Origin of the sequence: 'Nostoc azollae' 0708, from assembly GCF_000196515.1 — a bacterium.
GTDB lineage: Bacteria > Cyanobacteriota > Cyanobacteriia > Cyanobacteriales > Nostocaceae > Trichormus_B > Trichormus_B azollae.
Map to the genome: position 1 here is coordinate 746016 of NC_014248.1, position 14266 is coordinate 760281.

The window sequence follows — 14266 nt, forward strand, 5'->3', positions numbered from 1 at the left end:
TCTGGATGAGAACTCGATTCATATACCAGCTTGAAAAATCTGATTAGCCGTTAATTTTAACTCTGGAAAAGTTGCTGATACAATTACTTCATCATTTCTAAATTACTGAACTTGATATTCGGCATTTACTACATCATAACTAGAAATAGTTGCTTGCTTAGGATTTCCTATTTATTTAGGGAGTTCCATCTAATACCAGATAATCAACAATACAATATTCAGGAATACCAATTTCTTCATATTCCTTGACCTTAGTCAAATAATCAACGCGTCAGTTTGTACTCACAACTTCAATAACTAATGGAATTGATGCAGCTTGAGTAACTGTAGCTTGCTTTTCCCATAACGGCTCATTTGCCAAATTAACAGGATTCACTAGTAAAACATCTGGTAAATAAGCTGATTGACTTTCAGGTGGTTTAACCAAAACAGTTTTTGCTATTCCATAGTATAAATTTAGGCGTGTGGATTCTGAGGTTATTTCTTTATTCAGAAAAATGATGATCCATTCATGCTGACCTGATGGTTGATTCATTTCAACAATTAGTCCATTTTGTAATTTATAATACTTGTCTTATGGTTTCCACTGTACAAGTTCCTCAAAAGTTACTGATTGAGTTTTCGGTAGAGCTAGAATCACAATTTACCTTTATATATTGTTAACTTTAAACTTTACGTTTTGTCCTAGGGCTACTTCATTATCTTTGATAAATAACGCTATGATTTAGTATATATAATGAATGCAACATTTTGCCCATCACTCACAACTTACGTTATTATTGCTGATCGTTAGATTGTCCCATTCCTAGATTATGACCCTATCTATTTATAATACGCTTACTCGTCGTCAAGAACCGTTTACTACCGTCGAACCTGGCAAGGTCAAGATGTATTGTTGTGGTGTTACGGTTTACGACTATTGTCATTTGGGTCATGCTAGAGCGTGTATTATTTGGGATGTAGTGCGTCGCTATCTGCAACTTATCGGTTATGATGTCCGTTATATCCAAAATTTCACGGATATTGATGATAAAATTCTGAACCGCGCTAGACAAGAAAAGTCAACAATGGAAGCCGTAGCAGAACGTTATATTCAGGCATATTTTGAAGATATGTCACGTTTGGGGATTAAAGAAGCTAATGAATATCCCCGTGCTACCCATACGATGAATGGTATTCAAAGATTAATTCACGATTTAGAACATAAAGGTTTTGCCTATCCTGCTAATGGTGATGTCTATTATGCAGTGCAGAAATTTGATGAATACGGCAAACTTTCAGGACGCAAACTAGAAGATTTACAACTCGGTGCGAGTGAACGGGTAAATATCGAAGATGCGGAATATCAGAAGAAGCAATACCCCTTTGATTTTGCCCTGTGGAAAGCTGTAAAACAGGGAGAACCTGCTTGGGAATCTCCGTGGGGTAAAGGTCGTCCTGGATGGCATATTGAATGTTCAGCCATGGTGCGCGAGCGCCTGGGTGATACCATTGACATTCATACTGGTGGTGCAGATTTAATTTTCCCTCATCATGAAAACGAAATTGCCCAATCGGAAGCTGTTACAGGCAAACCTCTTGCTAATTATTGGTTACACAATGGCATGGTCAAGGTCGATGGAGAAAAAATGTCCAAATCCTTGGGTAATTTTACCACCATCCGCAACTTGTTAGATCGGGGTGTTGACCCAATGGCATTAAGGTTGTTTGTGTTGATGGCACAATATCGCAAACCGATTGATTTTACTGATGAAGCCATATTAGCAGCAACAAACGGCTGGTATACATTGAGACAAGGTTTATTATTTGGCTATCAATATGGTAAGAAATTGGGGACTGGGGAGTGGGGATTAGGAATCAGAAATAACCTAACTTCCAATACCTACATCGAGAGATTTAAAGAAGTCGTTAATGATGACTTTAACTTTCCTGGTGGATTAGCAGTAATTTTTGAATTAGCCAAAGAACTAATTCGAGAAAAAAATATTATTGTACATCAGGGAAAAACGGAAACTCCACCGGATAAATTACTGCAAGAATGGCAAACCCTTGTGACTTTAGCAGATGTGTTAGGATTAACTGCACAACTAGAAATAGAAACCATATCTGAGGATGCTTTAACTGATGCAGAAATAGAGGATCTAATTCAAAAAAGACAGGAAGCGAGAAAAGGAAAAAATTTTGCTGAATCTGATTGCATTCGTGATGATCTTTTATCAAAAGGCATTACTCTAATTGATAACTGTGAAGGAACTCGTTGGCATAGAGGATAAATTCAAAATTCAAAATTCAAAGTTATGAATAACAACAAAGCTATCACTGATAGAACATTTGATTTCGCGATTCGTATCATATAACTTTGCCAGGCATTAGATGAAAAGTCAGGAGTATCCCGAACAATATCTCAGCAATTAGTGAGGTCGGGTAAATCAATTGGAGGAAGTCTTGAAGAATCTCAATCTGGACAAACAAAGTACAGATGATTTCGTTCACAAATTAGAAATTGCCTTAAAGGAACGAAGAGAAACTAGATATTGGCTAAGATTGCTAATAGCGACTGAGTTAATGCCAGAAGAACTTTTACTACCAATTTCGGGAGAAGTTAATTGATCAAAAGAATTACGGCTATTTTAGTCAATAAAGAAGAAAATCGGCCAAAATAATAATGTTTGAATTTTGAATTTTAATTATGTGGAAAGAATTAACAACAGCAATTTCTCATGCTGATTGGATCGGTATTCGCGCTGTCAAAGAAATATCGAGCAAGCATTCTGTTCGTGATGGCTTACCCAAAAGGAATGGTAAAATATTATCAATGGGAGGGATGATAGAAGTCATATTTAAGGGTTCTTTACGTTATGCCGCTACCAACTCCCTCATACTATCATCCTTGCAAAATGCTGCCGAAATAGCCTATCAACAAGCACTCGCAGCTAGTGAATTTTGGATTTATCCTTTTCGAGAAAACACCCGTCCTAAACTTGTTGGGGAATATAATTCACCATTGTTTGAACTATTAGATGCTATTAGTCTAGGTGAAATAAACGAGTCATTAATTCGTCTGTGTCGAAAACATAAGAACTAACGATAAACACAAAATTCTACAAACTAACGCTAACATAAACACCGGTCAAAAGGAAACTTGGTTTGTGAGTAGTAATGGTTCAGAAGTATATCAAAAAATTCTGTCTATTGGTACTCATCTCGGTGTGATCACACAAGATCGTGGATTTGTTCAACAGCGGACAAATAATGGACTACAAGCGCACTTTTATCAAGGTGGATGGGAACTCTTAAAAGAAGAAAACCTATGGCATCAAAGGCAGAAAATTGGTGAACAAGCATTAGAATTATTAACAGCCGAAGAATTTCCAAATATCCGCACCAATTTTTTTTGTTTTAGCACCAGACCAAATGATGCTACAAATTCATGAAAGCATTGGACATCCCTTAGAAATAGATAGAATTTTAGGAGATGAACGTAACTATGCTGGTGGTAGTTTTGTTAAAATGAGTGATTTTGGCCAATTAGAATATAGTTCATATTTAATGGATATTACCTTTGCTCCCACTGTAGAACGTGAATTTGCTAGTTATAGTTTTGATGACACTGGTGCAAAAGCAACCAGAGAATATATGGTTAAAGATGGTATTTTACAAAGAGGTTTAGGAAGTTTAGAAAGTCAATCTTGATCAGGTTTACCAGGGGTTGCTTGTGCGCATGCTTGTTCTTGGAATCGGCCACCAATGGATCGCATGGCAAACTGAAATTTAGAACCAGGAAATGCCAGTTTGGCAGACATGATTGCGGGAATAAAACACGATGTTTAGATCAGGGGAAATGCACCTTATTTCCTAATAAAAACTAATGAGGATTTTAAAATCATCTATATATATAAGTGCAAAGCTTGATAGATATATAAACAAAATTAATCACTTTTTTACTAAGCGATGAATGAGCTTATCTCCAATTGAATAACTCTTAGCTAAGGATAAATGAGCTAACTATTCATCCATAAATAAGTAAACTTATCTGTAAAAATAAGCAGAAGAAAATATTAAGTAAATTTCAGTTTTTTATTAAGCGATGAATTAGCTTATCTCCAATTGAATAACTCTTAGCTAAGGATAAATGAGCTAACTATTCATCCATAAATAAGTAAACTTATCTGTAAAAATAAGTAGAAGAAAATATTAAGTAAATTGTTGACAAGTTATTTGAGGCTAAAGCTAAAACTCTTTCTCAAGAGTTATTATCCATTGCTGCCAAAAACTGTTTATTTTTTATCCCCCGCTTCACGGGGTTCTCTTTACCCAAAAGATCGACTGCTATCTGCCGCATTACTGCAAAGTTTTGTTGAGCATTATCTTTCCTAATCCGGCAGTCATCTTGTTTTAAAGCTACATCTAATACCCAATGCAATGAATTTTCTATTGCCCAATGGCTCCGGACAGAATTAGCCAATTGTTCTCCATTTGACTCAAGACTACTAATAAAATAACGAGTCTCTACTGTTGTTTTATCGTCCACTTGTCCGATAGGTTCTACCATCCCAACACTTTTGAGATTTGACCAAACTGAATCAGGGTCAAGCTGAAACCCAATTCCAGGTAACATCACATAATTGCGGATCTCATGACGACCATACCCTGTTTCTTCGGGTTTATATGTGCTATGTCGAAGCTCTTGAAAACCTGTACTTATCCCTGACTTAAATAGCTGTTCTACTGACTCATACAGATTACCTTGGTTCTTTTTTAAAGTAATTACATAATCTGCATTTTCTTGCGTAATTAACTTTACTATGTCTTTGTGACACCCGATGGCATCAATCCTGACAATACATCCAGCTAATTCTAAAACCTTTAATAATTCGGGAATTGCTGTAATTTCATTTGATTTCTCATGCACCTTCACCTGTCCCAACACTAATTTATTTGTAGTTGCCCATGCACTTACCATTTGGATTGCACTCTAGTCACTATTTTTACCATGAGAACTACATAAAGTTTTCCCGTCAATTGCCACAACTTCACCATCCCTTATCTTATGTACTGATTTCATCCAGTTCAAAAAACAATTTTGAAATTTTTGCGGATTCAATTGTGCAAATACCCTTCCAAATGTGTCCTGGGACCGGAGCCCATTTCCTAGTTCTAAAAAGGTTTTTAACCACTTATATTTTGTGCAGCCATACAGTTCAATTGCCACCTAACTATCTGCTCCACAAATTACTGCACAAATTCCAATGGTAAGAATGTCAATTAACTTGTGTCGTTTCCTCCCCTCTACTCTTGGATCTTCCATCTGTGCAACGTGGTCAGTAATCGTGATTTTGGACTTGAGCTTCACACTTTTTGGGACTTTCTTCTTCTACTTTTACAATGACTTTACCATCAGAGCCTCATTGGTCAACCTCTATATCATCAGCCCTCCCTACCTTTCTCGTTTCTTAATATATGTACTATATTTACATGCGTTCGCCCTGCCATCCCTTGGCTTCCCTGTAAACAACTTCTACCGAATTTCTCTGAGAATATGTATCAACTATCTATTGGGGTGTGACAATTGCTCAAGAAACATTGGTAATAAAGTAGTCAATATCAGTGGCTTGAGAGAAAGTAGAACCGTTGATGACGTTGGATTATAGCAATATTACCCTTTCCAGTTAAGCGTGATATTTCTACTTCTTTAGTTACTACCCATAATGTTTTGGGTTTATCTAACTCCAGTTGAATTTCTGTAAAAGCCTGTTGGGGTAAACTTTGTGCTAATTCATCTAACCTAATTATTTGTGGATTATCCTCTTGGTCACTCACTAGCAAGGACTTTGGGATTTTTACCTAATCCTCCTCAATACTTTAAATTCTGATTTTCTATCTTTAATAAGAAAGATGTATTGTGGCCATATCCAGCATCTATAATTACTATTTCTGCTTGATAACCACCGCTTAAAGTCAGATCTATTAATTTAATTCCTAACTCAGGCTTCTTCTCAAATAGAGGGTCTTGTTTCCCTTTGGCTAAAGAATCACCGTGGTGATCTAATTCTATCTCTAATTGATATGGGCATTCATCTAGGCAGAGTGTAGGTTTTTTCGGATCATATGGCTCATTGTACAAATCCAAAACATTTTCTATTCTGAACACATACTCTGGGTTAACTTCGGGAATACACCACTCTTTTTTTACCCACGGTTTAATTTCATTTTTTTTTTTAGAGTTTGGCGTATTATTTCGTCTGAAATGCAATCTATGATACCAACCTTCACTAAATGCTCCGCTAATAATTGCATTGTCCAACGTACTCTTCCTTCTGGCGGATTAGAACAAGCAGTCGCAATCAAAAATGCTTCTTGTTTTTCATCTAATTTTTTGGGTTTTGGTAGATTTTCCCCATCCTTTAAAGCAAATTCTAATCCACCAATCACAAACTTTTCTCTTGTCCTTTCCACCGTGGCAACATGAACTCGAACTGCGGCAGCGCCGTGTCCGTTTCTCCCTCAGATGACATTCAAAGAATGTTTGCACGGGTTATAGTTCTTGCTTTGTGCTTTCCTTTTTTGAGGATTGCTTGCAGTTGTAAAACTTCCTCTTTACTTAAATCTACAACATACTTTTTTGCCATGGTCAACCCCTTTTTTGACTAGTTTATCAATGTAGAGGGGCTTACCCAGCAACATTGCCTTGGTTGACTACTAGCTAAACATAGGCTGAAATAATAAAACCCTTACACAGTAAGGGTTTATAGAGTTAATCTTCTTGTGGACATTTATTTGTCAAGTGGTCATTTAATTTTGCAAGCGACAACATCGTACTTACTCCCTTCCCAGTATGAAATTAGGGGTGTGGGATTCCACCTTACACAAAAGCATTATCCCGCTACCCTATTACTATGACCTTATTCTTTTAGTGGGAAGGGAATATTAAACTCAACTTTGAAAACTTCTGTCCTTTGCGCCTTTAGTTATTTGTATCTTTGCACGAAACCATATCATTAAGCAATACCTGGAAAATGCGATCGCCCACAGCCCATATACTTGTCCAGAAAACTCTTATGTGATAGTATCCCTCCACAATGAATGGTAAAGCTGGTGAATTACAAAGCTGGAGTATTGACGACAACCACCAATTTCAACTTGAAACCATTGAATGTATAAATTTAGCAACTTTAAGTTAACATTAATAGTCTGACATTCTACATCTTAACTACTATGCTAAATCCCAATCTGGATGAAATCCAGTTGACAAAAGACGACTATGAACGCTACTCTCGCCACTTAATATTACCAGAAGTGGGACTAGAGGGACAGAAACGCCTGAAAGCTTCCAGTGTATTATGTATCGGCACAGGTGGACTAGGTTCACCATTGCTGTTATATTTAGCCGCAGCAGGTATTGGACGCATAGGTATAGTTGATTTTGATGTGGTTGATACTTCTAACTTGCAACGTCAGGTAATTCACGGGACATCCTGGGTAGGTAAACCCAAAATTGAATCTGCAAAAAACCGTATTCATGAAATTAACCCCCATTGTCAGGTTGATTTATACGAAACTCGGATAAGTTCCGAAAACGCCTTAGATATCATTCATCCTTACGATATCGTCGTGGATGGAACTGATAACTTCCCCACACGGTATTTAGTTAACGACGCTTGCGTATTATTAGAGAAACCCAACGTCTACGGTTCTATCTTCCGTTTTGAAGGACAAGCAACCCTATTTAACTACGAAGGTGGTCCCAACTATCGAGACTTATATCCAGAACCACCACCACCAGGAATGGTTCCTTCCTGTGCAGAAGGTGGTGTATTAGGAATTTTACCTGGAATTATTGGTGTTATCCAAGCCACGGAAACAGTCAAAGTTATTATTGGTCAAGGTAATACTCTTAGTGGACGTTTGATGCTTTACAATGCCTTGGATATGAAATTCCGGGAGTTAAAACTGCGTCCTAACCCCATCCGTCCAGTCATCCAAAAATTGATAGACTACGAAGAATTCTGTGGTATTCCCCAAGCAAAAGCAGAAGAGGCAAAACAGCAGATGGAAATTCAAGAAATGACCGTCAAGGAATTGAAGGCATTACTCGATAGTGGTGCAAAAGATTTTGTGCTGCTGGATGTACGTAATCCCCATGAGTACGAAATTGCTAAAATTCCCGGTTCTGTATTAGTACCTTTACCAGATATTGAAAATGGTAATGGTGTGACTCAGGTGAAGGAACTACTCAAGGGACACCGCTTAATTGCTCATTGTAAAATGGGCGGACGTTCTGCCAAAGCTCTTGCTATCCTCACGGATGCGGGTATTGTGGGAACAAATGTCAAAGGTGGAATTAATGCTTGGAGTCAAGAAGTAGATCCTTCTGTTCCTCAATATTAAATTATTGGTGACACAACAACGCGTGTGAGAGGATGTTTGAAAAGTCATGCTGTACCTTGCTTCCCATAGGGTACCTAGCGCAGCGTAGTGAAGCACTCAGAGTAATCGCTCAAACCCTAGATTCTTCGCCCCACTTTGTTCCACATGGCTATAGCTTACGTGACTACGTAGGAGTCATACGCCAGGCATGGCGTTCACTCAGTGTCCCGAAGGGATACAAAAGACAAATTATACTTTTCTAACTTTTCAAACACCCTCTAAGGGAGCGGGGCTGTAGGGGAAAAGTAAAATAACTTCTATCACCTATCACCTGTCACCTGTTCCCTACCTCCTCCTCTCCCCATATCAATATGACTACCTCAAAATCTCAACCAAGTGTTTTATGAGTTCAAGTTTTGGTTTTAGCAGGTTTGCAGGGAGGAATTACATTAAGTTGGTTGGTTTATAATGGTTATTTACCGGAACTTTTGCCTCAGTTTAGTTTTCCTGCGTCTTTAGCAGCTGGTTTGCTGGTTGTTGAAAATGCTTTAGCTGTGGTGATGGAACCACTAATAGAGGGACTTTCCGATCAAAATCAACGGAAATTCGGAACTCGCTTTCCTTTCATTTCCATTGGTGTGATTCTCGCGTCAACTTTGTTTATTGCTATTCCGTGTGTTGCTACTTTTGTCCCATGAAGTGAGGTGATCGGCAGTATTTTAGCTGCTTGGGCGTTAGCAATGACAGTCTTTCCTTCTCAAGCTTTTGCCTTGTTGCTAAAGTAGTTAATGCCTGCTGAGTTACCTTTAGCATTCAGTTTTGTAACTTTAGCAGGGGGTCTGATTAGTGCTTTTCCTGGAGTTGCTAATACCTTTATTCTGAGTTTAGGGCCAGTTTGGGCTTTTGCGATCACATCTTTTGTTCTTCTGGCAGCAGCATTTACACTGCGGTTTTTGCACGCGCCAGAAATACCAACAGAATTACAAAACCTAAAAACACCAAAAATACCTTTTCAAAACCTATCTTTTATTTTTCTCACAGGTTCTAGCATTACTTGGGGTTCGCTTTTCCTCATGAATGGTTTAGGCAAAACCCTGAAACCCCAATTCAATACAAACGATGTCACTGCAATCATGCTCTGCATCATTAGTTTAGCTCTTGCCTTTACAGCTTTACCTGCTGGATTTTGCGCTACCAAAGTAGGTAATGGTCGGGCAATGCTCGGAGGTATTATTTCAACTATCTTCTTAATAGTGTTAATGGTCTATATGCCCCCAGAGATTCTCTCTATACTTTTTATAGCAGCGGGTTTCAGTTTGATTGTCAATGGGGCAATTCCATTTATCTTAGAATTAATGCCCCCTCACTGGCCTGGTTTAGGTATTGGCAGCTATTTTGGTGGGTTCTCTTTGGCAGTGAGTGTATTTGGATATGTGTTTACCCTAGGGATAACGATGATAGTCAGTTATATAGCTCCTGCATTGGCATTTTTGCTAGCTGTTCTGTGTATTATTTTACCGAAATCGCAATAACCAGGAGTCCACAGGCAAAGTAATTCCCAATGCCCAATGCCCTATTATAATAGTCACGCCGTCTGGATCGCGTTACAATCTTCTCAACCTTTTTTTCCAAGAGTACCAATCGCGCACTTTCCGGTTAAGATAGTATATCTGTTCTAATTAAGCTTCCAACGTAAACTTCCTTAAATCCTATATTTAGAGACTCTAATGGCAACCAACACAGCAGATACTTCTGGCAAGCAAAAAGCACTGACGATGGTACTCAACCAGATTGAGCGCAGTTTTGGTAAAGGAGCAATCATGCGTTTAGGTGATGCTACCCGGATGCGTGTAGAAACTATTTCCACTGGGGCGCTGACTTTGGATTTAGCCTTGGGTGGAGGTCTACCCAAAGGGCGGGTAATTGAGATTTATGGACCGGAAAGTTCTGGTAAAACTACAGTAGCTCTTCATGCGATTGCAGAAGTACAAAAAAACGGCGGTATAGCTGCCTTCGTTGATGCAGAACACGCCCTAGATCCCACCTACGCCGGCGCATTAGGTGTAGATATTGAAAATTTACTCGTTTCCCAACCTGACACAGGAGAAGCAGGCTTAGAAATTGTTGATCAACTAGTGCGTTCTGCCGCAGTTGATATTGTCGTCATTGACTCCGTAGCCGCCCTAGTACCCCGCGCTGAAATCGAAGGCGATATGGGTGATACTCACGTCGGTTTACAAGCCCGATTAATGAGCCAAGCCCTCAGAAAAATTACAGGTAATATTGGTAAATCTGGTTGCACAGTAATTTTTATTAACCAATTGCGGCAAAAAATCGGTGTCACCTACGGTAGTCCAGAAACCACAACTGGTGGTAACGCCTTGAAATTTTACGCTTCCGTGCGTCTAGATATTCGCCGGATTCAAACCTTAAAAAAAGGCTCTGATGAATTTGGTAATCGCGTCAAAGTGAAAGTAGCCAAAAATAAAGTAGCACCACCTTTTAGAATCGCTGAGTTTGACATTATTTTTGGTAAGGGAGTTTCTACCCTAGGTTGTTTAGTTGACCTAGCAGAAGAAACAGGAGTTCTCCTGCGTAAAGGTGCTTGGTACAGTTATAACGGTGAAAACATCTCCCAAGGTCGAGATAACGCTATCAGATATTTAGAAGAAAAAACAGAATTTGCTGACAAGATTAGAGAGTTAGTGTGTGAAAAGCTAGATAAAGGGGCAGTAGTTTCTGCTAACTCTGTATCTAAAGTCAATGGAGAAGAAGAGGAAGAAGAAATTGAATTAGACGAAGAATAATTAGGAACAGGGTGTGGTCTGTAGGGGATCCAGGGTCGTGGGCAGGTTTCCCGACTTGAGACGACTGGCGTTGTAGAGAAGAAAAATAAATTCTTACTCTTGCCCCTTCCTTACCTCCTGCTTCCTGCCTCCTGCCTCTTCTCTGTTCCCTATTTCCTGTTCCCGAAAAATAATGACAACTTCCCCCTTCCCAGAAATTCCCTCCTGTAGTTGGCAGCGTCCCATCGGGTTAGGTTGGGACAAGCCTTATACTGTCCGCTATGTGAGTAATATAGATGATGGACCATGGCACGGAATGCCTTTGGGGGGTTTTGGTGCTGGTTGTATTGGCCGTTCTTCACGAGGAGACTTTAATCTGTGGCACATTGACGGTGGTGAACATCTCTTCAAATCCTTTCCATCTTGCCAATTTAGTGTATTTGAATCTACTGGTTCATCTTCTAAAGCTTATGCATTATCGACCGAAATCCCGGAAGATGGGACTCTACAAAGTTGGCAATGGTATCCACCATCAACTACTACCCAAGCAACCGGCACCTATCATGCACTTTATCCTCGCAGCTGGTTTGTTTATGAAAATGTCTTGCAAACCCAGCTAACTTGTGAGCAGTTTTCCCCTATTTGGGCAAATAATTATCAAGAAACTAGTTATCCTGTAGCTGTTTTTGTTTGGAAAGCACATAACCCCACAAATGCACCTATTACCCTCAGTATCATGCTGACTTGGGAAAACATAGTGGGTTGGTTTACTAATGCTCTGAAATCTCCTGATTTGCAGATACGGGATGATGGGAGTCCGGTTTATGAATATCAGCCGCGTTTAGGTGAAAGTAAAGGAAACTACAATCATATAGTGGAAAATACAGAATTTTTTGGCTGTTTTTTGGGTCGTGTGCCTACTGGTTTACCTATACAGGAAGGTGATGGTAGCTGGTGTATTGCTACTCCTAAAAATCCCCGCATGGAAGTATTTTATCATACGCATTTTAATCCAGTCGGTTCAGGTGCGGATCTTTGGGAAAGCTTTTCAACTGATGGTTATTTGCCTAATTATCTGAATGCAACTCCCGCAGATGCAGATACACGGTTAGGGGCTGCCTTGGCTGTGCGTTGTACTCTCCAACCAGGGGAAACTCTGGAAATTCCCTTTACTCTGGCTTGGGATTTTCCTGTAACGGAATTTGCTGAGGGCATTAATTATTACCGTAGATATACAGATTTTTTTAGTCGCTATGGTGATAATGCTTTTGCAATCACATCTAGAGGACTAGAACAATATCAAGTTTGGCGAGCGCAGATTCAAAATTGGCAAAAACCGATTCTTGACCGCGAAGATTTGCCAGAATGGTTTAAGATGGCACTCTTTAACGAACTTTATGACCTCACAAGCGGTGGAACTCTCTGGAGTGCAGCCTCAGAAATTGATCCCATAGGTCAGTTTGCTGTCTTAGAATGTTTAGATTACCGTTGGTATGAAAGTTTAGATGTCAGGTTATATGGTTCTTTCGCCCTACTAATCTTATTCCCAGAACTCGAAAAGTCAGTAATTCGCGCCTTTGCACGGGCAATTCCCCACAGCGATGATCATCTGCGAGTGATTGGCTATTATTATACAATTGGTGCTGAAACAAAAAAAGCCATCCGCAAAGTAGCTAAAGCTACACCCCATGACTTAGGCGCACCAAATGAATGGGTGTGGGAAAAAACCAACTACACCTGTTATCAAGATTGCAACTTATGGAAAGACTTAAGTAGCGATTTTGTATTGCAAGTATACCGAGATTTTCTATTTACAGGTAGTCACGATGTACAATTTTTGGTAGACTGTTGGGATGCAATTGTGCAGACTCTCGATTATTTGAAAACCTTTGATTTAGATGGTGATGGAATACCAGAAAATTCTGGCGCACCTGATCAAACCTTTGATGATTGGCTGTTAAATGGTGTTAGTGCATATTGTGGCGGGTTGTGGTTAGCGGCTTTAGAAAGTGCTATCGCAATAGCTGATATTTTAACAAACCATAGAGGCACAGAGAACACAGAGAAGACAGACAAATTGCGATCGCAAAAATCAATTTATCAATCTTGGTTACAACAATCAAGACCAATTTATGAACAAAAGCTTTGGAACGGTCAGTATTACCGCTTAGACAGTGAAAGTGGTTCTGATGTAGTCATGGCAGACCAGTTATGTGGACAATTCTACACGCGGTTACTGGGTTTACCGGATATTGTCCCCAGTAATCATGCCCATTCTGCCTTGCAAACAGTATATGAAGCCTGCTTTGTAAAGTTTTATGATGGTAAGTTTGGTGCAGCTAACGGCGTTCTTCCCGACGGTTCTCCAGAAAACCCCAAAGCCACCCATCCTCTAGAAGTATGGACTGGAATTAACTTTGGTTTAGCAGCTTTCCTAGTGCAGATGGGTATGAAAAATGAAGCTATGCAGTTAACGCAAGCCGTTGTTGAGCAAATTTACGACAATGGTTTACAATTTCGCACCCCCGAAGCCATTACCCCCGTTGGTACTTTTCGCGCTAGTACCTATCTGCGCCCAATGGCTATTTGGGCAATTTATATGATGTTCATTTAAATACTCTTATTATCTCCGCCATCTCTGGTAATAGATAATACCTACTTGGGAAAAATAATTATCTCAATAAATGTGATAGTATTTTCCGGTTATTTCCGGAATCCGTAGAAAAAATAAGTAATGGTAAGAGTTGAAAGATTTAAACCTTGAGACTCGTGTCATGCTATTAGGTTGGCATGGGTACAAAGTCAAGGTTTTCACCCTTTTTCCCTGAACGGGCAAGTATTCAGACCTGTTATATAGCAGGAAACAGAACTCAGGTAAAAAAGAGCCTATTAATTTATGTCCTCACTACTCTGTCCATTACTACAATCCCAGATTGCGATTTTTCACCTTCTCTCACAATCTATCCCCCAGGAAAATCAGAAACATGATTACCAGAGACAAAAACAGCAAAATCCTCATCAACCATAAAACATGGTTTGACAAACATATGGTAATAAGCGGTTAGATGACAGACAAAAAGAGATTTTTCTAAACTCTTGCCCAGAAAAAACCA

The 14266-nt window shown here is 39.3% G+C and carries 8 protein-coding genes and 4 pseudogenes; 8 read left to right on the forward strand and 4 right to left on the reverse strand.

All coding sequences use genetic code 11. The annotated features are described in order from the left end of the window. Positions 1 to 18: 18 nt before the first annotated feature. Positions 19 to 640: pseudogene (locus AAZO_RS03455) on the reverse strand (Uma2 family endonuclease). Positions 641 to 812: 172 nt separating this feature from the next. Between AAZO_RS03455 and cysS the strand changes: the two are divergent. From cysS to AAZO_RS28535, 3 genes and pseudogenes are all read left to right on the forward strand, one after another. Next, positions 813 to 2273, forward strand: a complete 1461-nt coding sequence (gene cysS, locus AAZO_RS03460) for a cysteine--tRNA ligase (protein ID WP_013190188.1) — start codon at positions 813 to 815, stop codon at positions 2271 to 2273. 172 nt (positions 2274 to 2445) lie between these two features. Continuing rightward, on the forward strand, positions 2446 to 2610 hold the full coding sequence (locus tag AAZO_RS42155) for a four helix bundle protein (protein WP_013190189.1): 165 nt from the start codon (positions 2446 to 2448) through the stop codon (positions 2608 to 2610). A gap of 79 nt (positions 2611 to 2689) precedes the next feature. Beyond that, positions 2690 to 3828 (forward strand): annotated as a pseudogene (locus AAZO_RS28535) (TldD/PmbA family protein); the annotation flags it as partial. 415 nt (positions 3829 to 4243) lie between these two features. Here the strand turns inward: AAZO_RS28535 and AAZO_RS03475 are convergent. From AAZO_RS03475 to AAZO_RS28545, 3 genes and pseudogenes are all read right to left on the reverse strand, one after another. Then, positions 4244 to 5353, reverse strand: a pseudogene (locus AAZO_RS03475) (ISAs1 family transposase). A 130-nt stretch (positions 5354 to 5483) separates the two neighbouring features. Then, positions 5484 to 6061 (reverse strand): annotated as a pseudogene (locus AAZO_RS28540) (transposase); the annotation flags it as partial. A gap of 128 nt (positions 6062 to 6189) precedes the next feature. Continuing rightward, positions 6190 to 6456 carry a helix-turn-helix domain-containing protein gene (locus AAZO_RS28545; RefSeq protein ID WP_081462685.1) on the reverse strand — a complete coding sequence of 89 codons (267 nt, stop codon included), beginning with the start codon at positions 6454 to 6456 and terminating at the stop codon, positions 6190 to 6192. 759 nt (positions 6457 to 7215) lie between these two features. Between AAZO_RS28545 and moeB the strand changes: the two genes are divergently transcribed. The 5 genes from moeB to AAZO_RS03510 all read left to right on the forward strand — a co-directional run bounded on the left by moeB (position 7216) and on the right by AAZO_RS03510 (position 13767). Next, positions 7216 to 8388, forward strand: coding sequence for a molybdopterin-synthase adenylyltransferase MoeB (moeB, locus tag AAZO_RS03495; protein ID WP_013190190.1), 1173 nt, complete (start codon positions 7216 to 7218; stop codon positions 8386 to 8388). Between the two features lie 395 nt (positions 8389 to 8783). After that, a complete protein-coding gene (locus AAZO_RS36610; protein ID WP_228371475.1) occupies positions 8784 to 9065 on the forward strand; it encodes a hypothetical protein in 282 nt (93 codons plus the stop codon). Between the two features lie 90 nt (positions 9066 to 9155). Beyond that, positions 9156 to 9899 (forward strand): MFS transporter, encoded by a 744-nt coding sequence (locus AAZO_RS36615; protein ID WP_228371476.1) that lies wholly within the window; start codon positions 9156 to 9158, stop codon positions 9897 to 9899. Positions 9900 to 10094: 195 nt separating this feature from the next. Continuing rightward, entirely contained in the window at positions 10095 to 11174 is a 1080-nt protein-coding gene (recA, locus tag AAZO_RS03505) for a recombinase RecA (RefSeq protein ID WP_013190192.1), read from the forward strand. A gap of 172 nt (positions 11175 to 11346) precedes the next feature. Beyond that, on the forward strand, positions 11347 to 13767 hold the full coding sequence (locus AAZO_RS03510) for a GH116 family glycosyl hydrolase (protein WP_013190193.1): 2421 nt from the start codon (positions 11347 to 11349) through the stop codon (positions 13765 to 13767). Positions 13768 to 14266 lie beyond the last annotated feature (499 nt).